Origin of the sequence: Empedobacter sp. UBA7620, assembly GCF_002484185.1 — a bacterium.
In the GTDB taxonomy this organism is placed as follows: Bacteria; Bacteroidota; Bacteroidia; order Flavobacteriales; family Weeksellaceae; genus Empedobacter; species Empedobacter falsenii_C.
Genome location: NZ_DLJI01000047.1, coordinates 42,635 through 69,143 on the forward strand (window position 1 = coordinate 42,635; position 26,509 = coordinate 69,143).

The following is a 26,509-nucleotide window of genomic DNA, read 5'->3' on the forward strand; positions in this document are numbered from 1 at the left end:
CGGTTTGATTAATTTCTGGTTAAAATTAACCATTATAAAAAATCTGTACAACATCTTTTCTTAAACTCCGATATTTTGTAAATTGGATAAATAATTGTGAACATAAATTTAAACTATCAACTTGATGAAACTATTACTTTTAGCCATTACAACTTTGTTAACATCAGCTTATGTTAATGCACAATCTGATGAAGGATTGTTTGAAGTTGAGTACGAAATGAACGGACAAGAACTGAAATCTTTTGCTTTTTCTACGGATAATTGTGCGCAGAATTTGATTGTGAAATCGTGGGAAAATTGGGTAACGAACAAAGAAGGTTCTTCTGCTTTTTTGAAAAGACATGAAGCGAGTAATATCAAGTTCAAAAATTCGCAAGATGTGTATAAATCTGTGATTAGTTTGGTTGATGAAGAAAACGGAAAAACGACCGTGATTAATACATTAACTGATCAAAATGGAATGACGTTTAATAGTAATTCGGCAGAGTTTGATAAAATTTATGCGCAATTGCAAGATTTAGCGACTAAAACGAAACAAGGTTGTGTACGAAATGAGTTGAGGTTAGCGAACGAAAATATGATTCGATTGACAAAAGATAACGCTGATGCACAATTGAAAAAAGGAAACTCAATCAAATCATATCTAAAAGATAATAACACCTTATTGAAATTAGAAAGTAAAAAGCAAGCTTTGGGCGATAAATTGGATTTGGTGGTGAATCAATTGGAAAGAGAATCAAATGATAAAGTAACTGATGGCTTGATGAAGAAAAAGATAAAAACAGAAAATTCTTTGCGATCTATAGAAGATCAAGTAGTAACATTGAGCGGAAAAATACAAACTGCTGAAGAGAACGATAAAGGTTTAGACGCAAAAATTAATCAATTAACTAGTCAAATTCAGCAACAACGCTCGATTACGGAAAATTTAAAAAAGAAATATTCATCAATTGCACGATAATTGTTAGAGAAATTATATATTTACTAAATATCAACAAATAAATATTATTAAAATCAACTCGTTATGGGATTATTTTCGTTTATCAAAAATGCCGGAGAAAAAGTCTTCGGAGGTGCAGAAACACCAGAAGAAAAAGCAGCTAAAGTACAAGAACAAGTTGCAAAACAAGGATTTGATTTGTCAGGAGTAACTTTTTCTACTGATGGAAATAAAATTGTAGTAGCTGGACAAGCGTTGGACATCAACGAGAAACAAAAAATTTTAGCAACAGCAGGTAACATTGATGGAGTGGAAGGAGTAGAAGATCAATTAACATTGAAAACACCTTTGAGAATTGAGATTCCAGATTTATCTAAGACAATGTATACTGTAAAAAGTGGAGATTCTTTATCTAAAATTGCAAAAGAAGTTTATGGAGATCCAATGCAGTATCCAAAAATTTTCGAAGCAAACAAACCAATGTTAAAACACGAAGATAAGATTTATCCAGGTCAGGTTTTATATATTCCTCAGGATTAACACAATAGAAATAAAATATTAACGTTAAAACACCTACAACCAAATGATTGTAGGAGTTTTATATTTTTACAGCATGGTTTTTGCAGAATATATACTCGCAATAAAAAATAATAACATATATTCGTATAACTGAAATAAAAAAATAATTATGAAAGTTTCAATTTTACCAGTAGCGGTTATCGCTGCTTCAACTTTATTTAGTTGTGTGAGTCAGAAGAAGTATGATGAATTACAAAATAAATTCAATTCTGCTTATTCTGAGAACCAAGGATGTCAAACAGAATTGGCTGTAGCGAAAGCTAAATTAGCTAATTTTGAATCTAACCAAGGTCAGTACGAAAACACAGTTCAGAGTGAAAGAAATCAAATTAAACAATTACAAGAACAATTGAAAAATTGTATTAATGGTGGTTCTAAAAACGTTTCTGAATTAGTGAACGAAATCAATCAGTCTAACAAATACATCAAACATTTGATCGACCCGAAAAGCAAATCGGATAGTTTGAATATGGTTTTAACAAACAACTTAACGCGTTCTTTATCTAGTAATGAAGCAAAAGACGTTGATGTTAAAGTATTAAAAGGTGTTGTTTATATCTCGTTAGCTGATAACATGTTGTACAAATCTGGTAGCTACGAAATTTCACCTGCTGCAGGAGAAACTTTAAGTAAAATTGCGAAAATCATCAACGATTATAAAGATTACGATGTATTGATTGAAGGTAACACAGATAATGTGCCAATTTCTAAACCAAACATCCGTAACAACTGGGATTTATCTGCTTTACGTGCATCTTCTGTTGTACAAGCATTACAAAACCAATACGGTGTTGATGGTAAACGTTTAACAGCTGGTGGACGTGGAGAATATAACCCATTAACTACAAATGCTACTGCGGAAGGAAAATCTAAAAACCGTCGTACACAAATTATTATCTTACCTAAGTTAGATCAATTTATGGATTTAATTGGGCAAGCCCCAAAAAACTAATTTTGGTAAAAAAATCAAATTAATATAGAAAGAGCCACTTTATAGTGGCTCTTTTTTTGTAACTTTTTCCAAATTTTAATCAATCAATACCAATGGAACTATATTATTCTTTTTCGGTTCTAATTGTTCTTGCTGCATTATTTTCTTATGCAAACCTTCGATTCCTAAAATTACCTGGAACAATTGGAATTATGATTATCGCCATGTTAGTATCTATCGCTATCCGTTTATTGGGAGATAGCTATTTTCCTGATGCTACAAAAGACATGTTTCAACTCTTTAATAGTTTAGACTTTAATGAAATATTGATGGGCGCAATGCTTAATTTTCTGCTTTTTGCAGGTGCAATGCACGTTAATATTCTCGATTTGAAAAACTTGAGATGGACAATTGCTACTTATGCTACAATATCAGTAGTATTATCAGCATTTATTATATCAGTAATTTTATATTACATTGCGCCATATTTTGGTATTCAAATTCCGTATATCTATTGTTTATTGTTCGGAACATTAATTTCTCCAACTGATCCAATCGTTGTATTAGGAATTTTGAAACAAGCAAAAGTTCCTAAAATTATTGAGACAAAAATTACAGGAGAGTCACTGTTTAATGATGGTGTGGCCGTTGTAATGTTCGCAGTAGTTTTACAAATAGCAACTAATCCAAGCTTTGATGCTGATTTTGCAAGTGTTTCAAAATTATTCTTGATGGAAGCTGGTGGCGGAATCTTACTTGGATTATTACTTGGATTTACAGCGTCTAATTCGATGAAAAAAATTGATGATTATAAAGTTTCAGCTTTAATTACATTGTCGATTGTAATGGGAGGATTTTTGATTGCAAAAGAACTTCATATTTCTAGTCCTTTAGCTATGGTTATCGCAGGTTTAATAATCGGAAATTATGGAAAGAAATTCGCAATGAGTAAAACAACTCAAGATTATTTAAACAAATTTTGGGAGCTTATTGATGAAATAATGAACGCCATTTTATTCCTTTTTATAGGTTTCGAATTGTTGTTAATAGAAGATTTAATGGATCAAATTCTATTAGGAATTGCCACAATTTTTATAGTCCTATTATCTCGAACATTATCAATTGTTATTCCAGCTCGTACTATTTTAAGAAAAAACACTTTTTCTAAAGGTTCACTTATTGTCTTGGTTTGGGGAGGAATTCGTGGAGGAGTTTCAATTGCATTAGTTCTTTCGATGCCAAATTCGGAATGGAAAGATTTGTTATTAGAGTTTACATACATCGTTGTTTTATTTTCAATCGTTATTCAAGGTTTAACTGTAGGTAAAGTGGCTCATCGTGTTCTAAAAGACGAATCTGATGAAGCAAATAAAGAAGAAATGGAAGATTATCTTAATTCATCTAAATTGTAAATAATTTTAAAATATACAATTAAAAGGAGCAAGCGCATCTATAGATGCGCTTGCTCCTTTAACAGAAGTTTAGAACTTAAAATGGTTTAGTTCACGAATTAATCTTTATTTTTAATAGAAATTAGAACAAGCCAACAGAATGAAATTAAAGGATTTATCTAATCAACTCGAAATATCTTTAGGAAGTTTACAGAATTTTATCAATGATTTTAATATTGATTTGAGTTTTTGTATTGACGAAAATTTTAATGTAACACAACAATTTATAACATTTTCGGAAGAGAATAAAGATTTCTTAAAAAGATATGCCGAAGATTATTCCAAAGAAAAAACAATAGAAGAAATCGCTAAAACAATTGGAGCGAAAGAAGAAGAAGTACTTCATTTTTTTGTGACAAATGGAATTCCTGCCGAGGTTGCAAAGCAGATGAAAACGGGAGTGTCAAGTTATTTGATTCATTCTTACATTGGGGGAAAATATCCGTTTATAGAAAAAGCATTTCCGCAATGCGAAGATTTTTCTGGTAAAAGTTTAGTTGGTTATACTGATTTGTATTTTTATATGACTGATATGTTAGATCCATTTATCAGCAAAGATCAAGGAGAAAGTTGGGGAATCTCAAAACCTGCTGGCTTGATTTTGTATGGACCTCCAGGTAGTGGGAAAATATATTGGGCAAAGAAAATAGCGGATATGATTGGTTACGAATTTGTACATATTTTCAATGATTATTTAGTTGGGAATTTTGATAACAAAAAGAATAAATTCTCCGATTTTCTTTCAAAAAAGATGAATCAACCTAAAACATTATTGTTTATTGATTCGTTCGACGAAATATTACATTCTACTTCTGTAAATACCATTTATCCCGAAATGGTCGATTCGTTTTATTCCGTTCTTAGACATATTCAGAAAAATGATACGAAAGAACTTTTGATTGTTGGAGCTGTTGAATCTTTAGCAAATTTGAATGATGAAATCGTTGCACCTGGTCGTTTTGATTTACATATTCCGATTTTTCCTCCAACTTTTGACGAGCGCAAACAATTACTTCTACATCACATGACTACGAATTTGGCGCAAGATTCTCCGTTATTATCAATTTTGAAAAATCAAAATGCGTTGAACAAAGATTTCTGGACGCCTTATGCGGCTGAAATGAAAATTTTCTCAAATACAATGATGATTGATTTTACACAATCGCTTAAAAAACGTTTATATGCATTATACAGAAAAGATGAAACGAAAAATATTGTGATGACAGAAAAGGTATTGTTTTCTGCATTTCAAGAAGCAAAATCGAAATTAACGCCTGATTATTTAAAACATTGCGCAATTTTCTTAACAGAAGCCAAGCAAAATGTTGGTCAAGATTTTCCGCATCGTCTGATCGAATTAAATGCTGATTTAGAGTTTTATTTATCATCAAAAGAAATTCCGATTACTAAAATTGGTTTCAAGCAAAGTGATGAAGCAATTTCTCCTACAGCTCAACAAGCAGTTGAAGAAACTAAAGAAGTTTAAAATAAAATAATATAAACCACAAAAAAGCGCTCTTAGAGCGCTTTTTGATTTTATAATTGATTAAAACTTACAAAGTTTTAAATGTCAATAATAAGATATTTCCTTTGTAAAGATGTAATTCTTTTCCAGAAACTTCGTAACGATTTACACTTTTCAACATCGATAAAAATGCTTTTTCTTCTTGCAAATTAGGACAAGCCATTTTAGTTTCAGAGAAATTAACGAAGCTGGTTACGCCGCTAACTTTTGTAAAAGAAGCATTGAAATTGTTGCAACCCGCAAAACCACTTACAGTCGAATTCGCTTCGTCAATAACCAACATTACGTCTTTATCGTACAAACCTTTTACTACGTTGTTATCGTTGATCAAATACCAATTTTGATTTGAAATCGAAACTTCCGATTTAGGTTTAATTTTAGCAGTAGTTGCACTTGTAGAACAAGAAGTTGCTATAAAACTCATCAAAATAGTTGCTGAAAATAAAGTTACAATCTTTTTCATTTTTCGGAATATTTTATCTCAACTCAGCGTTGAATTTTTCTTGATACAATTTGATTAATTTATTCATTAAACCATCAATTTCTTGATCACTTAATGTTTTATTTTCGTCTTGAATCATAAAACTTAAAGCATACGATTTTTTACCAGCTGGCAATTTATCTCCTTCGTAAACGTCAAATAAATTCACAGCTTTCAATAAATTCGTTTTCACTTCTTTTGTAGCTTTGTACAACTCTTCATATTTCACAGAAGAGTCAAGCAATAAAGCTAAATCTCTACGAGAACCTGGGAATTTAGAGATTTCTTTGTATTTCAAATCGTGTTTGTTTGCTAAAGCAACCATTGCATCCCAATTTAATTGAGCAAAGAAAACATCTTGATTAACGCCTAATTTTTTCGCTAATTTTTTGCTGATGATTCCTAGTTTTCCTAATGGTTTTTGACCAGAAATAAACTCAATTCCATCTAAGAAATTATCATCTTTTGCAGGTAACTCATCTGTAATTTGAATATCTAATCGAACAAAAATTTGTTTAATCAAACCTTTCAAATCAGCAAATGAAGCTTTACGTAAATTTCCTGTCCACGATTCGCTATTAAAGTTTCCTGAAAGAACGATTCCTAAACATTTATTTTCTTCGTAAATCCCATCAATTTTGCGGTAAACTTTCCCAAATTCGAACAATTTAACATCCGAATTACGACGGTTGATATTAAACGCAACATTTTCTAATAAACCATTCAACAAAGTGCGGCGCATAACAGCTAAATCAGCCGAAAGAGGATTTAACATGGCAACACTTTCTCCTTCTGGATAAAAGAAAACTTCTTCGTATTCTCTTTTCGTTAATGAGTTATTCATCGCCTCATTGAATCCGAAAGAAATCAGTTGACGCGCAATAAAATCTTCGATTTTATCTGCACTAACTTTTTGATTTTGAACATAAGAAAACGAGAATTTTGAAGGAATTTCGATATTATCGTATCCATAAATTCTTAAAATATCTTCAATCAAATCCACATCACGTTGTACATCTACACGATAAGCAGGAACTTCTAAATCTAAAATTCCATCATTTTCTGACAAAATTTTAATTTCTAAATTCTCTAAAATCGATTTGATTTTATGTTCTGGAATTTCAACTCCTAATAATTCAACCACTTTATGTAAACGTAATTTTACATTAAAGTTTTGAATAGGATTTGCATAAATATCATCAATATTAGATGCAATTTCAGCACCAGCAATTTCAACTAACATCATCGCAGCTTTCTTCAACGCGTCGATAGTTATGTTAGGATCAATTCCACGTTCAAAGCGGAAAGAAGCATCCGTATTTAATGCATGTGCTTTCGCTCCTTTACGAATTGTTACTGGCTCGAAATATGCTGATTCTAAGAAAATAGTTGTCGTTGCATCCGAAACTCCAGAATCTTTTCCTCCGAAAACTCCAGCAATACACATTGGATTATTCTCGTTGCAAATCATCAATTCATGTCCTTTTAATGTACGTTCAACGCCATCTAAAGTTGTGAATTTTGTTCCTTCTGCTAATTTCTGAACGATTACTTTATTTCCTTCAATTTTAGCTGCATCAAAAGCATGTAAAGGCTGACCTAAATTGTGTAAAATATAATTGGTAATATCAACCACATTATTAATTGGCGATAATCCTATAACTTTTAAACGATTTTTTAACCAATCTGGCGACTCAGCAACTTTTACATTTTTTAAATAAACACCTGCATAACGAGGCGCTGCTTCTGTATCTTTAACCTCGATAGAAATAGGACTTTTTCCAAAATCTGTCGTAGGATAATTTGAGACATCAAATGTTTTGAATGTTGACGTAATATCACGAGTTTTAAGAGCAGCGTGTAAATCACGCGCTACACCGAAATGTGACATTGCATCCGCACGATTTGGCGTTAAACCAATTTCGATTTCGTGGTCAATTTCATCATTTTTTCCGAAAAGGTCGAACGTAGAAGTTCCAGGTTTTAAATCTTCTGGTAAAACCAAAATACCAGAATAATCTGTACCAATTCCTAATTCTACTTCAGAACAAATCATTCCGAAAGATTCTTCACCACGAATTTTTGCCTTCTTGATTTTAAATTCACCATCAGGAGAAGGTAAAACCGTTCCGACGGTTGCCACAGGTACATTTTGACCCGCTGCAACATTAGGAGCTCCACAAACAATTTGCGTTTCTTTTCCATCTCCTAAATCTATTTTAGTAACTTTTAATTTATCTGCATTCGGATGAGGTATAGCTGATAGAACTTTACCAACTAATACGGTTTCCAAATAATTTTTAGCTCCACCTACTTGCTCTACACCTTCTACTTCTAGACCCGTACTTGTAAGTGTTGAAGACACTTCATCAAGTGTTATATCTGTATCAATGTAGGTTTTTAGCCAATTGTATGAAATTTTCATTGTATTGTATAAATGAATTTTATGTATTCTTTTTGATTATGCGTTTAACATAACTGGCATAACTAACATTAAGATTTCTTCGCCATCTTCTAGTCCATCAACTGGTTTGATGATTCCTGCACGATTTGGCTCAGACATTTCCAATGTTATTTCTTCTGATTGTAAATTGTTCAACATTTCGATTAAGAAACGAGAATTGAAACCGATTTGTAAATCAGTTCCGTTGTAATCACAAGGAAGTCTTTCTTCTGCTTTGTTTGCAAAATCGATATCTTCAGCAGAAATTGTCAATGAATTTCCAACTAATTTTAATCGAACTTGGTTTGTTGTTTTGTTAGAGAAAATTGCCACACGTTTCAAAGATGTCAAGAATAAGTTTCTGTTAATCGTTAATACATTTGGATTTTCTTTTGGAATTACCGCTTCATAATTAGGATATTTACCATCAATCAAACGACAAGTTAACACGATGTTTTGGAATGAAAAACGTGTATTTGTATTGTTATATTCGATTGTTACATCGTCATTATTTCCTCCTAAAATATTTTTCAATAAGTTAAGTGGTTTTTTCGGCATAATATATTCAGCAGCTTGTAAATTGTCTAAGCCATTGCGAGTATATTTTACCAAACGATGCGCATCTGTAGCAACAAAACGGAAAATATCTGCATTTGCTTGGAAGAAGACTCCTGTCATAATTGGACGTAATTCGTCGTTTCCTGTCGCAAAAATAGTTTTGATAATTGCTTCTGATAAAATGCTTGCACTAAGTGTTGTAGAGCTTGCGTCTTCGATATCTGGCGTTTGAGGATATTCGTTTGCGTCTTCGAATGCTAACTGATAATTTCCTTGTTCTGAAACAATTTCCAACGTATTTCCTTCTTTTTGGATAAAAGTAAGCGGTTGCGCAGGGAAAGTTTTCAACGTGTCAGTTAAGATTTTTGATGGAATTGCAATTTTTCCATTATCATTAGACTCAACTTCTAAAGTTGTTGAAATTGTTGTTTCTAAATCAGAACCAGTGATAGTTAATTGGCTACCATCCAATTCGAATAAAAAATTATCAAGGATTGGTAAAGTATTATTAGAGTTAATAACCCCTCCGATTAAGTTAACATTTTTTAATAACGTGTTGCTCGATACAATAAATTTCATATGAAGAATATTTCCTTAAAATATCTAACAAATGTAATAAATAATCAAGTAAAAAACTCAAACCTATACATTAAATATTATATAGAATGGCTTGTTGTTGATTATCAAACAGAAAGATGATTGTAAATTGATTGTTATTATTTGTTTAAATTTTCTTTGAATTAAAAACTTTTCACCCGTAAATTTGTCTTGTATATCGAGACTTTTAACAAATCTTTTTGACCAAATCTCATCCAAAAAGATTAATTTGAATTTAAAATACTATTCTATGAAAATTGAATTGAATTTAGAAGGAAAAAATGGAGTTTTTATACTTCTTGATGAGAATAATAAAGAAGTTGGTGAATTAACTTTTATGCTGAAAGAAGAACAAATGTTGATTAATCATACAGGTGTTAATCCCGAATTGAGAGGACAAGGTTTGGCCGAAAAGTTAGTGTTAGAAGCTGTAGATTACGCAAGAAAAAATCAGTTGAAAATCATTCCATTTTGTAGTTATGTGAGCGTTTATGTTGGTAAACATCCAGAAGTACAAGATGTAATTTAGAAAATTATGAATTTAGAAAAAGTTTTTGAACACAACCAAGAGTGGGTAAATAAACGTTTAGAGCAAGACGAGCAATATTTTGATAAGCTTTCGGCTGGTCAAAATCCAGAAGTGCTTTATATTGGCTGTTCGGATAGTCGTGTGACGGCAGAAGAGTTGTTGGGAGCAGAGCCAGGAGAGGTTTTTGTACACCGCAATATAGCGAATATGGTAATTAGTTTGGATATGAATACCACCTCTGTTTTAGACTATGCGGTAGAACACCTAAAAGTGAAACATATTGTAGTTTGTGGACATTATAATTGTGGTGGGATTAAATCTGCAATGATTCCGAAAGATTTAGGAATGATGAATCCTTGGTTGCGTAATATTCGTGATGTTTATCGTTTACATTCAGAAGAATTGAATGCAATCGAAAACGAAGGAATGCGTTACAACCGTTTGGTAGAGCTAAATGTACAAGAACAATGTGTAAATGTGGTAAAAAATCCTTTTGTACAACGTGCAATGGAAAATGGATTAGAAGTACATGGTTGGGTGTTCGATTTGTTTACTGGAAAATTAATTGATTTGAATTTAAACTTCGATACAATCTTAGAAAATATCAAAGAAATTTACGATATCAACGAATAAATTTAACATTTTGTTATATTTGGTATAATAATTGTTTTTAACACTGTTAACCAAACTATATCAATGATTAACAACCGTTGGATAAAAAGAATCGGTATCGCTTTAATTTCTATTATTGCGGTACTTTTTATTTTAAGTTTTTACATCTCCTATTTTCTGAATGATCGACTTCCAAAAATCATTGCAGAAAAAAACGATACCGCTTATAATCTGACTTACGAAGATTTGAGCTTTTCTATTTTTAATTCGTCTTTATCACTAAAAAATGTTGAAGTTTCTCCAAAAGATTCGTTGTTAATAAAGGATTCGATTGACGCAACAGGAAAAGTGAAAGAAATAAATGTTGTCGGTATCAATTTTATAAAATTAATTACCAAAAAAGAAGTTGCAGCATATTCAATCAACATCAATAATCCTTCTGTAAATTATTATCTCAAAGAGAAAAAAGATTCGATCAAAAAAGATACAGCACAATCCAAAGTTGGGCAAAGTATAGATGTTTCCAATGTGAATATCAACAATGGCGAGTTTAATTTGTATTCTCAATCAGGAAAGAAACATATAGCAAATGTTTCTAATTTTTCGATCGATTTTGATGGCGTTCGTTTCAATGAGCGAACAGCGGACAAAAAAATTCCGTTCAGATATTCTGCTTTTGATATTAAATTAGATTCGATGTTTTTTGTGGTAAAAGATCAACAATTGATTAGAGCACGAAAAGTTCGTTTTAATGAAACTGATTTTGAGTTGGATAATTTCTTGATGAAACCGCTTAAAATGAACGGAAAAATGTACGTTCCAAACGATTCTGAAAATGATTTATTGGATATTGAATCACCACTTCTTTCGCTTTCTAAGATGGATTGGGGATTTACTTCAGAAGATAAATTATATTTTAAAACAGATTTAATCAAATTCAAAAATCCAAAAATTGCCATTATTTCTGCCAAACCTGAGAATAAAGTTGAGAAACAATCAACTAAAAAAGTAAGCATAAAAACGGAAGATGCGGAGTTAATTAATATCAAAAAATTACAAATAGAAAATGGTAAAATTCGTTCACTCTTCTCGAATGCAAAAACGGTAAAATATGCAATAAATAATGTGTCGTTAAATATCGAAGGAATAAAAATGAATGCGTTGACGCGAACAAATGATATTCCGATTGATTATAAAACTTTCCGGATTAAGTTGGATTCGATGTATTATCGATTGAATGAAATGCACACGTTAACAGCATCTAATTTTGATTTGACAGAAAAGAAATTGATTCTGAAAAATTTCAAAATGAAACCATTAATTTCAAAAAATCAATTTAATCGAAATTATACAAAATCAAACACATTATTAGATGTCGAAGCACCAATTTTGTCGTTAAATAATAACAGTTGGGGAATAAAAAATGGTGATTTCTATTTTCATACAAATTCAATCAAATTGGATGAGGTAAATGTGAAAATCATTGATCAAAAGAATGAAAAAGTTATTGCGAAGAAAGTTGAAAATGTAACAGAAAAATTCTTGATTAATTTTAATCTTGGAATTGATACGATTCAAATTAAACAATCTCGATTTATTGCTTCACAAAAATTCGATTTTAACAATGTTAATTTGACGGTTTTAGGATTGAAAAATGATTATGAAAAAGAACTTCATATCAATCATGTAATTTTCAAAAATCCAAAATTTACGATTTATGGACAGCCAAGACGAGTGGCGCAGCGCGAAGGAAAAACGTCAAAAGAGTTTAATGATGTTATAAAAGTTGATAAAATTTCGTTGGTAAATGGACATTTGGATGTGATTCCTTATCAACAAAAAACGCCGAATTTAACGTTGAAGCAAATTCAGTTAGCGTTTAATCAAATCAATGTTGATCCAAAAACAATTCAAGAAGCAATACCATTTTCGTATAAATCTGTGTTGTTAAAATCTTCAGGAATTGATTTCGATTTAGGAAAAACGTATAAGATGAATACTGGAGCTTTGCAATTTCAGAATGGAAACTTGACGTTAAATCAATTAAAATTGACACCAAAACTTACTCGAAAAGCATATACTGCATCTTTGCAAAAACAAGCTGATTTGTATACTGTTTCTGTGAAACAATTGCAAGGAAACGGTATACAATGGGGAATTTCGCCTTCAAAAGATTTTTTCTTGAAAGCGAATCAAATAAAATTGAACCAGCTTTATGCAAATATTTATAGAAGTTTGGTTCCACCTGATGACACAAAACGTAAAACAATGTTTTCACAAAAATTACGTGAAATGAAATTCGATTTAGGGGTGAAACAGTTGCAATTGGTCAACTCTAAATTAGAATATGAAGAGGAAACGGCTAAAAGTATTGGAACAGGAAAATTGACGTTTTCGTCGATAAATGCAAGGGTTAAAAATGTCAATTCGGGTTATCGTAAAATATCTTTACCAAACGTTGATGTTGATTGGCATTCAGAATTTATGAATGGAGATTTGCGTGCAAATTGGACATTTAATCCAATGAATCGTTCAGAGAAATTTAATATCAATGGTTCAATTTCAAAACTTCCTGCAAAAAATCTCGATCCTTTTGTGAAACCATATCTTAAGGTTTCTGTTGATGGATTTTTCAATCAAATAAAATTTAATTTTGATGGAAATGATAAAGTTGCTGGAGGAAATTTTGGAATAGATTATCAAAATTTGAAAGTGAATGTTTTGCGTGATGATGGTTCGAAAAGGAAATTATTATCAGCAGTTGGAAATGCAGCGGTAAAGAATGATTCTCGTGGAAAAATGAAAGAAGAAAAAGTAGAAAATATCGAACGAAAACAGGATAAATCATTTTTTAATTTCTTTTTAGCTTGTATCTTAGACGGTCTTAAAAAAGCACTTTTAATTATTTAAGAAAATGAAAAGAACAGTCTTCATAACCGGAGCAACATCTGGCATAGGAATGGCGACAGCAAAGAAATTAGCACCAAATTATCGTTTAATTTTGTGTGGGCGTCGTCAAGAACGATTAGATGAAATTCAGGCAGAATTGAGTCAAATTACGGAAGTAAAAACCATTCAATTTGATGTTCGAGACAAGGAAGCTGTTTTTAATGCAGTAGAAAGTTTAGAAAATGAGTGGAAAAATATTGATGTTTTAATCAATAATGCGGGAAATGCGCACGGATTAGCACCTTTTGATACAGCTGATTTGGAGGATTTGGAAGCAATGATTGATATCAATGTAAAAGGATTAATTTACGTTTCGAAAGCAATTATTCCAATTCTTAAACAATCATCAAATGCGCATATCATCAACCTTTCTTCGATTGCGGGAAAAGAAGTTTATCCAAATGGAGGAACATATTGTGCGTCGAAAGCGGCGGTAGAATCGTTAAGCAAAGGAATGCGTTATGATTTGTTACCTTACGGAATCAAAGTTTCCAATATTGCGCCAGGAGCGGTAGAAACAGAATTTTCTTTGGTTCGTTTCAAAGGAAATCAAGAACTTTCGGATAATGTATACAAAGGTTTTGAACCATTGGCTGGAGAGGATATTGCAAATGCAATAGAGTATTTGTTGCAACAACCAGAACATGTACAAATTGCTGATGTTACAATTTTTCCAAAAGCGCAAGCTGGAGGAACTGTTTTCTTGAAAAAATAATCTATTTCGAAAAATTGATGTCGATAAATAAGGACGGAAGTAAAATTCGCTTTTTAACGGAAAATGCAAATGCGAAAGTTTTTAAAAATGTGTTGATGAGTATTAACAGCGATGATCAACAAATGTACATGATTATGGATGGTGAAATTACGGCATCCGAAATGAACAAAATGGTAAAAGAATCTAATAAATAATAAAAAAGCTGAGCACCGCTCAGCTTTTCTATTTCAATATTTTTTCATAACAAACACTTTCTTCGATGTCTTTGTATTGATCGTAATTTTCGATTCTTGTGTAATCACATCGTTCATACAACGCGATTGCTTCGGGTTGTTTCAATCCGGTTTCCAAAATACATCGTTCATAATTTAATTCGATTGCCCAATTTTCTAACTCATTCAGAACTTTAGCTGCAATTCTATTTCCTCTAAAATCAGGATTTACATACATTCTTTTCACTTCCATCGTTGTATCATAATAATGTTTTATAGCGCCACAACCAACAGGATTTTCGTTTAAATAGGCGATAGCAACGTGATTTATTTTGTCAACTTTATTGTATTGCGAAAAGAAAGAATGAAATTCGCCATTTCTTATCGCTAAATCTTTATCTAATTCTGTTACCAATTCTTGAAAATCTTTGTTAGAAGAATTTGTTCGAATGATTTTTACTGAATTCATTTTATTGCTTTTCCTCAAATTTAATAAAACTTAAGTTTTTTTTGTAACGCTAAATTCTATTTTGTTCCGCTGTTTTTTGTGCTTGTTTCGCTTCTTTTACTTTCTGATTTCCGAAATTATATTTCAAATTCAACATAAAGTATTGTGTATCGCGATAATCTTTGAAATATTGATTTTGATTTGCGTATTTCGTGGAAATTGTATTGCGATCGGTTTTAAAAATATCATTGAAAACTAAACCAATTTCGAAACGTTTATCCCATATTTTTTTGTTTAAAATCAAATAGGTGTTTTGAGAAGAACTAATATCAAACGAACCTTGAATTGCCTTCGAATTATATTGATATCCAGCCGAAATATTAAATGTTTTTGCTTTGTCTAAATCCAATTGAGTGCTCAATGAAAGGTGATAAAAAAAGACATCGTTTTTGTATTGCAGATTATCTGGCCCAAAATAATAGTTTTGATTATATTCTCCCATTGTAAATAAATTCAGTTTCCACCACGATTTTAGATTAAAATTTTTCGAAAGATTTGCTCCAAAAGCTTCTCCATTTTTGATGTTTGTAAAATGATAAACTGTTTCGAAAGTTTCAGGATTTTGAATAGAAATTTCCATCGTTGGATTTTTCTCGTATCGATAATAGGCTTCAAAATTCCAATCTTTCAAAGTGTAAGATAAACTCAAATTGTGGATAATCGTAGAAATCGCATTGGCATCGCCCTGAAAATAAGAAAACAGATTGTAATATGATTTTGAAGGATTCAAGAAATTATAATCTGGTCGATCAATTCTTTTTCCATAATTCAAACCAATTTGTCCAGCATTTTCAAAATTATATAGTACATATAAAGTTGGAAAAAGATCGGTATTTGTTCGTTTATTTTGGTTAATTGGATTATCAGAAATCGTATTTATAAGAGCTGTTTCAGATCTCAAACCAGCTTTTGCTTCCCATTTTTTCCATTTGTAATTTCCAGAAATATACAACGCAAAAATCTGTTCTTTGTAATCAAAAATATTACTTTTTTCGGGGTGATATTCGATTTGATTTTGAATCGACTCAAAGAAATCTAAATCATTATCATTCTTCACAAAACTATATTTCGCTCCAGCTTCCAAACCATAATTTTCTTCGGTCAAGCTATAATCAATTTGTGTAGAAAATAGATTCAATTTTTGAAGTGCCGCGCTCAAAAAACGATTTTCTTCATAAGGTTTATCCTTGAAATTCAATTTTGTTAAAACATCTTGATTTTCTTTGTAATAACGATGACTAAAATTGTTGCTCCACGTCAAATTATGTTGCCCAAATTTTTTGTCATAAACCAAATATGTATTAAAATTATTTGAAGATTCGCGACGATGATTTTGTGTTTTATAAAATGATTCAAGTTGATTATTTGTTGTATTGTAAATATTCGTCGGAACGTTATAATTTCCAATTGATGCAGGATTTCTTGAACCATTTATTCCAAACTGAAAATTCTGTAAACTATCGATTGAATATTGAGAAGCAAAGTTGTAAATATGTTGTTGTTTCGCAACTGTTCGACGAATCATGTCACTTTCCCAGCGTGTTTGATCTTTTTCATAAATTGTTACATCAAAATTCTTGCGAATATATTTTCCATTCACAAAATAATAACTTCCTGTCAATTGCCATTTTTCTGTGTTGTAAGATTGCGAAGTTCCCAACATTCCTTTGCTATAAATCGATTGATGATAGCGTGTCGCAATTTGTCCTTTGTAACCAGAAAGTACATTTTTCTTCATTTTAATGTTAATAATCGCACTTCCCGAAGCCTCATATTTTGCAGGCGGATTGGTAATGACTTCAACCGAAGAAACTGTTGCACCATCAGTATTTTCCAACAATTGTTTCAAATCATCTTGGGACATTAATGTTTTTTTATCATTAATTGTGACTAAAATTTGCGTATTTCCTCTCACACTTAACTGTTCATTTTTTAGAAGAACATTTGGCTTGTTTTTCACGATATCCCAAGCACTTAAATTTTGCAAAGGCGTATTTTCGACATTAAATTCTATTCGATCAATTTTTCGTTTCAACAAAGGTTTTTGACTAGAAAAAACAACGTCTTTTAAGTTAATTGTTTCATCTTTTTGAAGCGTAATAATCAAAGAGTTTTCTGAGTTAGCTTGATATGTCTTTTCAAATTCTTGGTAACCAAATTCTTTAATGTAAATTGTAAATGATTGTGCTTGATGAAGCTCAAAATTAAATTCGCCATTTTCATTCGATTCAGCTACAATTGGATCTTGTGAAGGAATTTCAACTTCAATAGAACTATTTTTGATTGGTTGATTTTGCTCATCGATAATTTTTCCAGAAATAATTTGTGCAAAAATTAAATTTGGAAGTAGCAGAAAAAATGTTATTACTATTTTCATGGTTCAGATTTTTAACAAATCTCTTTCAAGTTTCGATTTTACTTGGTTAATGAACGGTTAACGATGAGTTAATGTGTAATTTATGTGCGAAAACAATGTATTTTTGAATTGATGGAAAGCTTATGAAATTATCTAAAAAACATTATACATTTATTTTCTCTTTTGCATTGATCGTTTTGGTTGCATTGCAAGGGTATTATATCTACAATTTGTATCGATTGATTGAGAAAGATATGAATAAAGAGGCGTGTGAAATTGGAGTTAAAGTGATGAATTTTATGTCAAAATATGAAACAGATTCTAATGATGATAAGATTTTAGATTATTTCAAAAAACTGAATCATGATGAAAAAAAACAGTTTGATGAATTACAAATAATTCGAACGAAAGTAGATTATAATTATGAGATTTATACGCCAATTGTAGATTCTCTATTAGACGTTTATTCTAAGGAAAATAATTTTGAAATAGCGCTTCGTACAGATGTTTATTCGGTTTATGATGAATTGAATCATAAAGAATTATTGCCAAAGAAAAAGTATGTGATTTACGAAACGACAAATAAAATTGCGAAACCAACTAATATTAATCAAAGTGTTTGGTCATCGGATGATATTAGTAATCAAACAGATTCTGATTTAGGAATTAATAAAAATGAACGTCATAAATATAAAATTAGAGGAAAGACAGATTTTGAATTACTGAATTTGAAATTTTTAATTCTCAAGAAAATTATTCCTTTAATCATTGTGAGTTTGTTGATTGTTGGATTAATTGTCTTTTTGTATTGGAAAAGTCTTAAAAATTTATCGAAACAAGAAGAAAAAATCAATCAATTACATTTGACAATAGACTCTATTGCGCATGAATTGAATACGCCAATTACGACGATGAAATTTGCTTTGCATCAAGTTCAACATCCAGAAACGCAACAAATGATGAACAGACAAATTAATCGTTTGGAGCAAACTGTTGATTCTATTTTTGTAAAAAATGACGAAAATTCTGAATTGTTAGATGAGGTTATTTTGAATGAAATTATCCAAAAGATTCAACTTCAATATCCAGAAATTAAACTTATTAATCAAAGTATTTTCGAGAAAAATAATGTACTGAAAACAAACGATTTTAAACAAATTGCTCAGAATTTAATTGAAAATTCAGTCAAATATGGAGCTACTGAAATTGTATTAGATTTTAAATTTCAAAAAAAAATAACATTGAATTTTTCGGATAATGGAATTGGAATTCCAACCAATGATTTGCCTCTTATTTTTGATAAATATTATCGTGTGAATCGTTCTATTAACCAAAATGTAAGCGGTTTGGGTGTTGGATTATTTTTGGTCAAGAATACAATCGAACGATATTTAGGAACAATTAACGTTCAGAATAATAAAGACAAAGGTGTTCAATTTTTAATCGTTTTGCAGAATGAAAACTAAATTAATTTTAGTAGAAGATGATCAAGATTTGGGAACAGTTCTCAAACAATATCTCGAATTTTCTGATTTTGAAGTGACTTGGTTTGATCATCCGCAAAAATTATTGAAGGAAATAGAATTGTTAAAATCAGCTCAATTAATCATTTTTGATGTCATGTTACCAGAAATTGATGGTTTTTCTTTAGCGAAAAAATTAGCCGAAACCATTACAATTCCCTATTTATTTTTGACAGCTAAGGCGCAAAGTTTTGACCGTGTTTTAGGTTTGAAATTAGGTGCAGATGATTACATCACAAAACCTTGCGATCCAGAAGAATTGGTTTTGAGAATAAAAAATATTTTGAAAAGAAATCAACCTGTTTTAGAAGAATTGATTAAAATTGGAACTTATGTTTTTCATCCAAATCAATTGCAATTATCTTATCAAGAAGAAAAATTTCAGTTAACAGAAAAAGAAGCAGAATTGTTGAGTTTCTTGATTCAGAATAATCAAAAATTAGTGAGCCGTAAAGAGATTTTAGAAAAAATTTGGGGCGAAAACGATTATTTTATGGGTAGAAGTTTGGATGTTTTTATGACACGTTTGCGCAAATATTTTCAGAACGATGAAACGATAAAATTTGAATCAGTTCGTGGAATTGGGTTTAAAATTAATTTTCCTCTCTAAAAATAAAGCTGAACAGAAGTTCAGCTTTAATAACAAACAATTGAATTCTAAATTCAGTAAAGGGAACCGAATTTTATAAATGGATTTTTATATTCCTTGAGCAATCATAGCATCGGCAACTTTTACGAAACCAGCTATATTAGCGCCTTTGTAATAATTTATATTTTCTTGAAATTCACCTTTTCCATATTTTTTACATTGGTGATGAATTTTGATCATAATTTCTTTTAATCGATAATCTACTTTTTCTCTGTTCCAATTTTGACGAATCGAATTTTGAGACATTTCTAATCCAGAAGTCGCAACACCACCGGCATTTGCAGCTTTACCAGGTCCGTATAAAATTTGATGATCCAAAAAATAATGAACCGCTTCGGGAGTTGTTGGCATATTTGCACCTTCTGCAACCAATTTGCATCCGTTGAGATGTAAAGTTTGAGCATCTTGCAAATCCAATTCGTTTTGTGTAGCACATGGCAAAGCTATATCACAAGGGACTTTCCAAGGGTTTTGGTCAGAGAAAAATTTAGCGTTTGGATAATAATCAACATACTTTGAGATTCTGTCATAATTATCATTTTTAATTTTGAAAATGACCTTTAATTTTTCTGTGTCAAAACCATCTTCATCATAAATATATCCAGAAGAATCAGAAAGTGTTACCACTTTAGCACCCAATTCCAGAGACTTTTCAGCAGCATATTGTGCAACATTTCCAGAGCCAGAAATAGAAACAGTTTTACCTTTTAAGGTTTCTTTTTTTTCGGCTAGCATACATTCTACAAAATATAATAAACCGTAACCAGTTGCTTCAGGACGAATCAAAGAACCGCCATATTCCAAACCTTTTCCAGTTAAAACACCTGTAAATTCGTTTCGCATTCGTTTGTATTGACCGAATAAATAACCAATTTCTCGTCCTCCAACGCCAATATCACCCGCGGGAACATCTACATCTGCACCAATATGACGAGATAATTCGCTCATAAAAGATTGGCAGAAGCGCATAATTTCCATGTCAGATTTTCCTTTTGGATCAAAATCAGAACCACCTTTTCCGCCACCCATAGGTAAAGTTGTCAGGCTATTTTTGAAAACTTGTTCAAAAGCTAAGAATTTAAGAATAGATAAATTAACAGACGGATGAAAGCGCAAACCGCCTTTGTAAGGACCAATCGCAGAATTCATTTGTACACGATAACCTTTGTTGATTTGGATTTCGCCTTTGTCATCAACCCAAGTTACTCTAAACTGAATAATGCGTTCTGGTTCTGCAATTCTTTCAAGAATTTTGAATTTCTTGTATTTAGGATTTTCTTCTACAAATGGTAAAATGGTTTCGGAAACTTCTTCAACTGCTTGTAAAAATTCTTTTTCGTTTGGGTTTTTTGATTTAATTCTTTGAATGAATTTTTCTGAGTAAAATAAAGTATCCATGTTATTTGTGTTTGATTATTGATAAAATTACAATTAACAATAAAAAAAATAACATATTTTTTAAAGTAAACTTTTAATATTTATGAAGTTGATAATTTTGACTACTCAGAATCTTTAGGTTGATAATTTTTGAAACAAAAAAAGCAGGAAAATTTCCTGCTTAATAAATTTTGTATTTTTATTCAGTTTAAGACAAGGCTTATTTTTTGAAAAATCCACCCAATAAACTCATAGCATCTCCAATTCCTAATTGTCCGTCACCATCTTGGTCTAACAATTTTTCGAAACCACCTAAATTTACTCCACTTTGGTTTGTTTGAGTTGTAGAACCACCAACTAAACCGCCTAATAAACCAGCAATTCCATTTGAATCTAATCCAGCAGACTGTTTTTGTTTACCCAAATAGCCCATTACAATTGGTGCAACTAACGCTAAAATTTGAGTAACTTGTGCTGTATTCAATCCAGATTGTTGAGAAATTGCAGATTCTACATTTTGTTGTTTATTTCCTAAAACGTGACCTAAAATTCCTAATCCATCTTGTTGATTTCCTCCTTGACCTAAAAATCCAGAAAGATTATCCAAAATGCTCCCGTCATGTTGATTTAAAGCATTCGAAATTCCTTCAGCACCTCCGCCTTGTGCATTTTTATTTAAAGCAGACAATAAAAAAGGTACAGCTGCTGCAACAGCAGTTTGAGCTTGAGATTCATTAATCCCTAATTGTTTTGCAGCAGAACCAACAATTTGTTGTCCCATTGCACCCTGAATTAAATTTGTAAAGTCCATAAGTTTATATTATTTACTCAAATATACTATTTTTAACAGATTAATTCAGATTAATATTAAGAGTCCTACAAAGTATTTCTATTTTTGTACAATCAATTTTGTAAATGAAACAAATAAATCTTTTTTTAGTAATCATTATTGCGGTTTTGGCTTTATTGCCAATCGTTTTACCAAGTCGTTTCGATGAAGAAATGCAATATGAATTTGATGCCCCTGTTGGTTTGGTGTACGACGAATTTTATAATCTTCGTCAATTTTCGAAATGGCAACAATTTACAGCTGCGGATTCTTTGACAATCAAGAAATTTTCTAATACAAAAGAAGAGGACGAAAATTATATGATTTGGGATTCTGAAGATGCTTCAATTGCTTCTGGAAAAGTAACGATTGAAAATTTTTCGATAAATCGTTTCGTTAATTATACGATAAAATATGATGGTTGGGAAAAATTAGATAGTCTTAATGTTAAATTTGAACAACAAGAAAATGGAAAAACAACTGCAAAATTGAATTATTTAAGTCAAGAAATTCCTTATTTCTACCGCTATTTTGCTTTTTTCAAAAATCCTGAATCTAAATTTGAAAAATCTTTGGATAACCTCAATCAAAAAGTGAAAGTTAGATTAGATAAGGATCAAAAAGAAGGTCGATTGAATTATGGTGAATATCGAATTGTAGAATTAGGTCGAACAAATTTATTAGCAATTCGTAAGCAGTCAAGTTTAGCAGAAAAAGATATAATGGATAAAGTGGATGGCGCTTTTGAGGTGATTTATAAATCATTAATGAATAAAGATGAAGGTGGTTTTGATTTCGATTTAGGTTTCCCATATGTCTATTTTACTGATTTTGATAAAGAAAAAGATAAAACAACATTTTTTGCAGGAATACAATTAATAGAAGATTTGCCTTTACAAAAAGAGATGAAAAAAGTGGTTGTTCCTGGTGGAGATTATTTGTTAACATTGCATTTAGGACCTCGTTCTAAACGTGCACAAACAATCGAAAAAATGAAGAATTATGCAAAATCGAAAAAACTACAATTGGATACAAAGCAATTAGAAATTATGTTAAACGATCCGAAGGAAACTGATAGTTTAAAACTAATTTCTCGAATTTATATTCCAATTAAAAAACAATAAATACTTAAGAATTAACAATTTTTAAAGTACACTTAGCCACAGAAATGTGGCTTTTTTTGTATTTTTGCAACTTCTTACAAACGAACATGGACAAAGATTTTATTGAAGTTTACGGTGCACGTGAACATAATCTAAAAAATATTGATGTAAAGATTCCTCGAAACGAGCTTGTGGTAATCACGGGTTTAAGTGGAAGTGGAAAATCTTCGTTGGCTTTTGATACGATTTATGCAGAAGGACAACGTCGTTATATCGAAACTTTTTCGGCTTATGCGCGTCAATTTTTAGGTGGTTTGGAACGTCCAGATGTTGATAAAATTGATGGTTTGTCACCAGTTATTGCAATTGAGCAAAAAACGACCAATAAAAATCCGCGTTCTACTGTTGGTACAATTACAGAAATTTATGATTTTCTTCGTTTGTTGTATGCGCGTGCTTCTACGGCTTTCTCTGTTGAAACAAACGAACAAATGATTGCTTACACAGAAGAGCAAATCATTGAGTTGATCCGTGCACAATACAGCGGAAAGAAAATTGCAATTTTAGCACCAATTGTACGTTCAAGAAAAGGTCATTATCGAGAGGTTTTTGTGACATATTCTAAAAAAGGTTTTCTTGAAATGCGTATTGATGGCGAGTTGAAAGATATTGCACCAGGAATGATGTTAGATCGTTACAAAACGCATGATATTGAATTGATGGTGGATAAAATGTTGCTGAATGATAAGGTGAATGATCAACGTTTGCGTTCAAGTATCGATCATGCAATGCATCAAGGAAATGGAATTACGATGATTTTGGATTACGAAACCAATGAAACCAAATTCTTTTCTCGTTCATTAATGTGTCCATCGACAGGAATGTCATATGCGTTGCCAGAACCGAATACATTTTCGTTCAATTCGCCAAAAGGAGCTTGTCCAACTTGTACAGGTTTAGGCGAGTTGAAAGTGGTTAATCACGAAAAATTATTTCAAGATAGCGAAAAATCGTTGTTTGATAATTTGGAAGAATTATTTGAAGCGCTAAAATCATCTTCTCGAATAGAAAAACAATTGGAAGCGATTTTTGTCAAACATAATGTAGACCAAAAAGTAGCATTCAAAAAACTTCCTCAAGCATTAATTGATGATGTAATGAATGGTTTGAAAGAAACTTTGAATGTCGATCTTAAATTTGCATCAGTCAAAAAAACATATAAAATCGATTTTGAAGGATTGAATGAATTTCTTTCTGAAATAATGGAAGATAAAAATAATCCGTCTTCAAGTTCGATTAGCAAAAAGTTTGGAAAGAAAGTTATTTGTCCAACTTGCGAAGGAAAACGCCTTAAAAAAGAATCGCTTTTCTTCCGAATTGACAGTAAAAACATTGGAGAAGTTGCGGAAATGGATCTTCAATCGTTGCAAAAATGGATTGAAAATGCGCCAGTTTCGATGACGTCGAATCAACAACAAATTGCGCACGAGATTCTGAAAGAAATTTATACGCGTTTATCTTTTTTATTAGACGTCGGATTAGATTATTTGAGTCTTAATCGTTCTTCGAGAACCCTTTCTGGAGGCGAAGCGCAGCGAATTCGTTTGGCAACTCAAATTGGTTCTCAACTGGTAAATGTGTTGTATATTTTAGATGAGCCAAGTATTGGTTTACATCAACGCGATAATGTCAGATTGATTGATTCGTTGAAGAAATTACGCGATATAGGAAATTCAGTTTTGGTTGTAGAACACGACAAAGACATGATCTTAGAATCGGATTATGTGGTTGATGTTGGACCAAAGGCAGGAAAAAATGGTGGTCAAATTGTTTGGGAAGGTGAACCGGAACAAATGTTGAAATCAAATACATTAACATCAAAATACTTAAACAATCAGTTACAAATCGAAATTCCAAAAGAACGAAGAAAAGGTAATGGATTAGAATTGAAACTTTTTGGTGCATCTGGAAATAATCTAAAAAATGTAAATCTTACTATTCCTTTGGGTGAATTGGTTGTGGTTTCAGGGGTTTCAGGTTCTGGAAAATCAACATTGATTAATGAAACATTGTACAGAATTCTGAATCAACATTTCTTTAGAGCAGAAAAAGATCCGATGCCTTATAAAAAAATCGAAGGTTTAGAACATTTGGATAAAGTAATCGAAGTGGATCAATCGCCAATTGGTCGTACGCCTCGTTCTAATCCTGCGACTTATACGGGAATTTTCTCTGATATTCGTACGTTGTTTACAAATTTACCTGAAGCCAAAATTAGAGGTTACAAGCCTGGACGTTTTTCATTTAATGTAAAAGGTGGGCGTTGTGAAACTTGTCAAGGAGCAGGTTTGCGTGTGATTGAAATGAATTTCTTACCTGATATTCATGTCGAATGTGAAACATGTAATGGTAAACGTTTTAATCGTGAGACGTTGGAGGTTCGTTACAAAGGAAAATCGATTTCGGATGTGTTAGAAATGACGGTAAATGAAGCGGTAGAATTCTTTGAAGCGATTCCGAAAATATATCGTTATGTCAAAATGTTGCAAGATGTAGGTTTGGGTTACATTACGCTTGGGCAGCAGTCGACAACATTGAGTGGAGGAGAGGCGCAACGTGTGAAATTAGCAACAGAATTGGCTAAAAAACAAACAGGAAAAACAATTTATATTTTAGATGAACCCACAACAGGTTTGCATTTTGAAGATGTTAATGTGCTGATGAAAGTAATCAATAAAATTGTAGAATTTGGAAATACTGTTATCATTATCGAACATAATTTGGATGTGATAAAATTAGCTGATTATGTGATTGATATTGGTCCAGACGGAGGGAGCAAAGGTGGAAAAATTGTGGCAGAAGGAACGCCAGAAGAAATCATTAAGAATCCGAAAAGTGTGACAGGAAAATTCTTGACAGACGAATTGAAATAAATAAAAAAATCCATCTAAAAATTTTTAGATGGATTTTTTTATGACTTATAATCCGATTGAAACACCCATAAAAGGTTGTAATCCTGAAGAAAATATACTTTCGTTTTCTTTATATAAAACATTGTACATCACGCCAGCTTGAAATCTTACTGGTCCATTCGATTGATATCCAGCTCCCAACCATAACGCAGATTCGTCCATGTCAGTTTCATAAATACTGTTGTAATATGGCGTACGATCGTTGTACTTTTGTTTTCCTGTGTAGTACATATAGTTGGCTCTCAAGAAAATGTTCTCGATTGGAAAAAAGTTAATGTAAGGACCAACATTAAACAAATTTTGCTTTACATAGTCATCTTTCGCATACTGATAACCTGCTGTCGCACCCAATTCTAAATTGTTTGCAACCATATATCCAACACTTGGAGAAATATTAAACCCAAAATAACTATTATTCCCAAAAGATAGTCCCAAACCACCTCCAAAACGCCAATTATTATTAAGCGTTTGATTTTGATTAATTTGAGAAAAAGCAGTATAGCTTAGGGTTAAAGAAATGATAAATAAAAGAAACTTTTTCATAGAAATTTAATTAATTTTTAACTTTTAAAAATGGCTCTAATTGAAAAAACCACTATAAATTTGTCTCATCAAAAATAGTAATTCTGTTTTTAAGTAAACATCATTATTTATTTTAAGTTAATTCGAG

22 protein-coding genes are annotated in these 26,509 nt (G+C 31.4%); 14 read left to right on the forward strand and 8 right to left on the reverse strand.

Annotated elements, in window-relative coordinates; translation table 11 throughout:
- Positions 1 to 124 precede the first annotated feature (124 nt).
- From B2217_RS11730 to B2217_RS11750, 5 genes are all read left to right on the forward strand, one after another.
- Positions 125 to 961, forward strand: a complete 837-nt coding sequence (locus B2217_RS11730; RefSeq protein ID WP_180905965.1) for a hypothetical protein — start codon at positions 125 to 127, stop codon at positions 959 to 961.
- A gap of 63 nt (positions 962 to 1,024) precedes the next feature.
- Positions 1,025 to 1,480, forward strand: coding sequence for a peptidoglycan-binding protein LysM (lysM, locus tag B2217_RS11735; RefSeq protein WP_291122633.1), 456 nt, complete (start codon positions 1,025 to 1,027; stop codon positions 1,478 to 1,480).
- Positions 1,481 to 1,628: 148 nt separating this feature from the next.
- Positions 1,629 to 2,471, forward strand: a complete 843-nt coding sequence (locus tag B2217_RS11740) for an OmpA/MotB family protein (protein ID WP_291122634.1) — start codon at positions 1,629 to 1,631, stop codon at positions 2,469 to 2,471.
- 92 nt (positions 2,472 to 2,563) lie between these two features.
- Entirely contained in the window at positions 2,564 to 3,862 is a 1,299-nt protein-coding gene (locus tag B2217_RS11745) for a cation:proton antiporter (protein ID WP_291122636.1), read from the forward strand.
- 139 nt (positions 3,863 to 4,001) lie between these two features.
- Positions 4,002 to 5,387, forward strand: a complete 1,386-nt coding sequence (locus B2217_RS11750; RefSeq protein WP_291122638.1) for an ATP-binding protein — start codon at positions 4,002 to 4,004, stop codon at positions 5,385 to 5,387.
- Between the two features lie 67 nt (positions 5,388 to 5,454).
- Here the strand turns inward: B2217_RS11750 and B2217_RS11755 are convergent, their stop codons facing one another.
- From B2217_RS11755 to dnaN, 3 genes are read right to left on the reverse strand one after another with little or no spacing between them, the layout of a single operon-like run.
- Positions 5,455 to 5,889, reverse strand: a complete 435-nt coding sequence (locus B2217_RS11755; RefSeq protein ID WP_291122640.1) for an META domain-containing protein — start codon at positions 5,887 to 5,889, stop codon at positions 5,455 to 5,457.
- A gap of 13 nt (positions 5,890 to 5,902) precedes the next feature.
- Positions 5,903 to 8,332 (reverse strand): phenylalanine--tRNA ligase subunit beta, encoded by a 2,430-nt coding sequence (gene pheT, locus B2217_RS11760; protein ID WP_291122642.1) that lies wholly within the window; start codon positions 8,330 to 8,332, stop codon positions 5,903 to 5,905.
- A gap of 36 nt (positions 8,333 to 8,368) precedes the next feature.
- On the reverse strand, positions 8,369 to 9,487 hold the full coding sequence (gene dnaN / locus B2217_RS11765; protein WP_038337242.1) for a DNA polymerase III subunit beta: 1,119 nt from the start codon (positions 9,485 to 9,487) through the stop codon (positions 8,369 to 8,371).
- Positions 9,488 to 9,755: 268 nt separating this feature from the next.
- Between dnaN and B2217_RS11770 the strand changes: the two genes are divergently transcribed.
- From B2217_RS11770 to B2217_RS11790, 5 genes are all read left to right on the forward strand, one after another.
- Complete coding sequence (locus B2217_RS11770) at positions 9,756 to 10,034, forward strand: GNAT family N-acetyltransferase (RefSeq protein WP_038337243.1); 279 nt, start codon at positions 9,756 to 9,758, stop codon at positions 10,032 to 10,034.
- Between the two features lie 6 nt (positions 10,035 to 10,040).
- Positions 10,041 to 10,667 carry a carbonic anhydrase gene (locus tag B2217_RS11775; protein WP_291122644.1) on the forward strand — a complete coding sequence of 209 codons (627 nt, stop codon included), beginning with the start codon at positions 10,041 to 10,043 and terminating at the stop codon, positions 10,665 to 10,667.
- 63 nt (positions 10,668 to 10,730) lie between these two features.
- Positions 10,731 to 13,556: a hypothetical protein gene (locus B2217_RS11780; protein WP_291122645.1), complete on the forward strand. Its 2,826-nt coding sequence runs from the start codon at positions 10,731 to 10,733 to the stop codon at positions 13,554 to 13,556.
- 4 nt (positions 13,557 to 13,560) lie between these two features.
- Entirely contained in the window at positions 13,561 to 14,310 is a 750-nt protein-coding gene (locus B2217_RS11785) for an SDR family NAD(P)-dependent oxidoreductase (RefSeq protein ID WP_219034947.1), read from the forward strand.
- A gap of 17 nt (positions 14,311 to 14,327) precedes the next feature.
- Complete coding sequence (locus tag B2217_RS11790; RefSeq protein ID WP_286496092.1) at positions 14,328 to 14,504, forward strand: hypothetical protein; 177 nt, start codon at positions 14,328 to 14,330, stop codon at positions 14,502 to 14,504.
- 28 nt (positions 14,505 to 14,532) lie between these two features.
- Here the strand turns inward: B2217_RS11790 and B2217_RS11795 are convergent, their stop codons facing one another.
- Both B2217_RS11795 and B2217_RS11800 read right to left on the reverse strand, forming a co-directional pair.
- Positions 14,533 to 14,991 (reverse strand): GNAT family N-acetyltransferase, encoded by a 459-nt coding sequence (locus tag B2217_RS11795; RefSeq protein ID WP_286496093.1) that lies wholly within the window; start codon positions 14,989 to 14,991, stop codon positions 14,533 to 14,535.
- Positions 14,992 to 15,040: 49 nt separating this feature from the next.
- A complete protein-coding gene (locus tag B2217_RS11800; RefSeq protein ID WP_291122647.1) occupies positions 15,041 to 17,407 on the reverse strand; it encodes an outer membrane beta-barrel family protein in 2,367 nt (788 codons plus the stop codon).
- A 122-nt stretch (positions 17,408 to 17,529) separates the two neighbouring features.
- Here B2217_RS11800 and B2217_RS11805 point away from each other — a divergent pair, with 122 nt between their 5' ends.
- The gene (locus tag B2217_RS11805) at positions 17,530 to 18,852 is read left to right on the forward strand and encodes a sensor histidine kinase (RefSeq protein ID WP_291122649.1); all 1,323 of its coding nucleotides are present in this window, start codon (positions 17,530 to 17,532) and stop codon (positions 18,850 to 18,852) included.
- Positions 18,842 to 19,519 carry a response regulator transcription factor gene (locus B2217_RS11810; RefSeq protein WP_180905981.1) on the forward strand — a complete coding sequence of 226 codons (678 nt, stop codon included), beginning with the start codon at positions 18,842 to 18,844 and terminating at the stop codon, positions 19,517 to 19,519. Before B2217_RS11805 ends, B2217_RS11810 begins: the two co-directional genes overlap by 11 nt.
- An 87-nt stretch (positions 19,520 to 19,606) precedes the next feature.
- On the opposite strand, the gene gdhA is transcribed toward B2217_RS11810, so the two are convergent.
- Together gdhA and B2217_RS11820 are read right to left on the reverse strand one after the other, a co-directional pair.
- Complete coding sequence (gene gdhA / locus B2217_RS11815; protein WP_180905982.1) at positions 19,607 to 20,956, reverse strand: NADP-specific glutamate dehydrogenase; 1,350 nt, start codon at positions 20,954 to 20,956, stop codon at positions 19,607 to 19,609.
- Positions 20,957 to 21,155: 199 nt separating this feature from the next.
- On the reverse strand, positions 21,156 to 21,746 hold the full coding sequence (locus B2217_RS11820; protein WP_180905983.1) for a DUF937 domain-containing protein: 591 nt from the start codon (positions 21,744 to 21,746) through the stop codon (positions 21,156 to 21,158).
- Positions 21,747 to 21,850: 104 nt separating this feature from the next.
- Between B2217_RS11820 and B2217_RS11825 the strand changes: the two genes are divergently transcribed.
- Both B2217_RS11825 and uvrA read left to right on the forward strand, forming a co-directional pair.
- Positions 21,851 to 22,888 carry a GyrI-like domain-containing protein gene (locus B2217_RS11825; protein WP_180905984.1) on the forward strand — a complete coding sequence of 346 codons (1,038 nt, stop codon included), beginning with the start codon at positions 21,851 to 21,853 and terminating at the stop codon, positions 22,886 to 22,888.
- 86 nt (positions 22,889 to 22,974) lie between these two features.
- A complete protein-coding gene (gene uvrA, locus B2217_RS11830; RefSeq protein ID WP_180905985.1) occupies positions 22,975 to 25,800 on the forward strand; it encodes an excinuclease ABC subunit UvrA in 2,826 nt (941 codons plus the stop codon).
- Between the two features lie 45 nt (positions 25,801 to 25,845).
- On the opposite strand, the gene B2217_RS11835 is transcribed toward uvrA, so the two are convergent.
- Positions 25,846 to 26,382 (reverse strand): hypothetical protein, encoded by a 537-nt coding sequence (locus B2217_RS11835; protein ID WP_180905986.1) that lies wholly within the window; start codon positions 26,380 to 26,382, stop codon positions 25,846 to 25,848.
- Between the last annotated feature and the right edge of the window lie 127 nt (positions 26,383 to 26,509).

Coding starts and splice junctions, on each gene's coding strand:
- B2217_RS11730 (WP_180905965.1), top strand. CDS start 125: ATGAAACTATTACTTTTAGCCATTACAACTTTGTTAACATCAGCTTAT.
- lysM (WP_291122633.1), top strand. CDS start 1,025: ATGGGATTATTTTCGTTTATCAAAAATGCCGGAGAAAAAGTCTTCGGA.
- B2217_RS11740 (WP_291122634.1), top strand. CDS start 1,629: ATGAAAGTTTCAATTTTACCAGTAGCGGTTATCGCTGCTTCAACTTTA.
- B2217_RS11745 (WP_291122636.1), top strand. CDS start 2,564: ATGGAACTATATTATTCTTTTTCGGTTCTAATTGTTCTTGCTGCATTA.
- B2217_RS11750 (WP_291122638.1), top strand. CDS start 4,002: ATGAAATTAAAGGATTTATCTAATCAACTCGAAATATCTTTAGGAAGT.
- B2217_RS11755 (WP_291122640.1), bottom strand. CDS start 5,889: ATGAAAAAGATTGTAACTTTATTTTCAGCAACTATTTTGATGAGTTTT.
- pheT (WP_291122642.1), bottom strand. CDS start 8,332: ATGAAAATTTCATACAATTGGCTAAAAACCTACATTGATACAGATATA.
- dnaN (WP_038337242.1), bottom strand. CDS start 9,487: ATGAAATTTATTGTATCGAGCAACACGTTATTAAAAAATGTTAACTTA.
- B2217_RS11770 (WP_038337243.1), top strand. CDS start 9,756: ATGAAAATTGAATTGAATTTAGAAGGAAAAAATGGAGTTTTTATACTT.
- B2217_RS11775 (WP_291122644.1), top strand. CDS start 10,041: ATGAATTTAGAAAAAGTTTTTGAACACAACCAAGAGTGGGTAAATAAA.
- B2217_RS11780 (WP_291122645.1), top strand. CDS start 10,731: ATGATTAACAACCGTTGGATAAAAAGAATCGGTATCGCTTTAATTTCT.
- B2217_RS11785 (WP_219034947.1), top strand. CDS start 13,561: ATGAAAAGAACAGTCTTCATAACCGGAGCAACATCTGGCATAGGAATG.
- B2217_RS11790 (WP_286496092.1), top strand. CDS start 14,328: ATGTCGATAAATAAGGACGGAAGTAAAATTCGCTTTTTAACGGAAAAT.
- B2217_RS11795 (WP_286496093.1), bottom strand. CDS start 14,991: ATGAATTCAGTAAAAATCATTCGAACAAATTCTTCTAACAAAGATTTT.
- B2217_RS11800 (WP_291122647.1), bottom strand. CDS start 17,407: ATGAAAATAGTAATAACATTTTTTCTGCTACTTCCAAATTTAATTTTT.
- B2217_RS11805 (WP_291122649.1), top strand. CDS start 17,530: ATGAAATTATCTAAAAAACATTATACATTTATTTTCTCTTTTGCATTG.
- B2217_RS11810 (WP_180905981.1), top strand. CDS start 18,842: ATGAAAACTAAATTAATTTTAGTAGAAGATGATCAAGATTTGGGAACA.
- gdhA (WP_180905982.1), bottom strand. CDS start 20,956: ATGGATACTTTATTTTACTCAGAAAAATTCATTCAAAGAATTAAATCA.
- B2217_RS11820 (WP_180905983.1), bottom strand. CDS start 21,746: ATGGACTTTACAAATTTAATTCAGGGTGCAATGGGACAACAAATTGTT.
- B2217_RS11825 (WP_180905984.1), top strand. CDS start 21,851: ATGAAACAAATAAATCTTTTTTTAGTAATCATTATTGCGGTTTTGGCT.
- uvrA (WP_180905985.1), top strand. CDS start 22,975: ATGGACAAAGATTTTATTGAAGTTTACGGTGCACGTGAACATAATCTA.
- B2217_RS11835 (WP_180905986.1), bottom strand. CDS start 26,382: ATGAAAAAGTTTCTTTTATTTATCATTTCTTTAACCCTAAGCTATACT.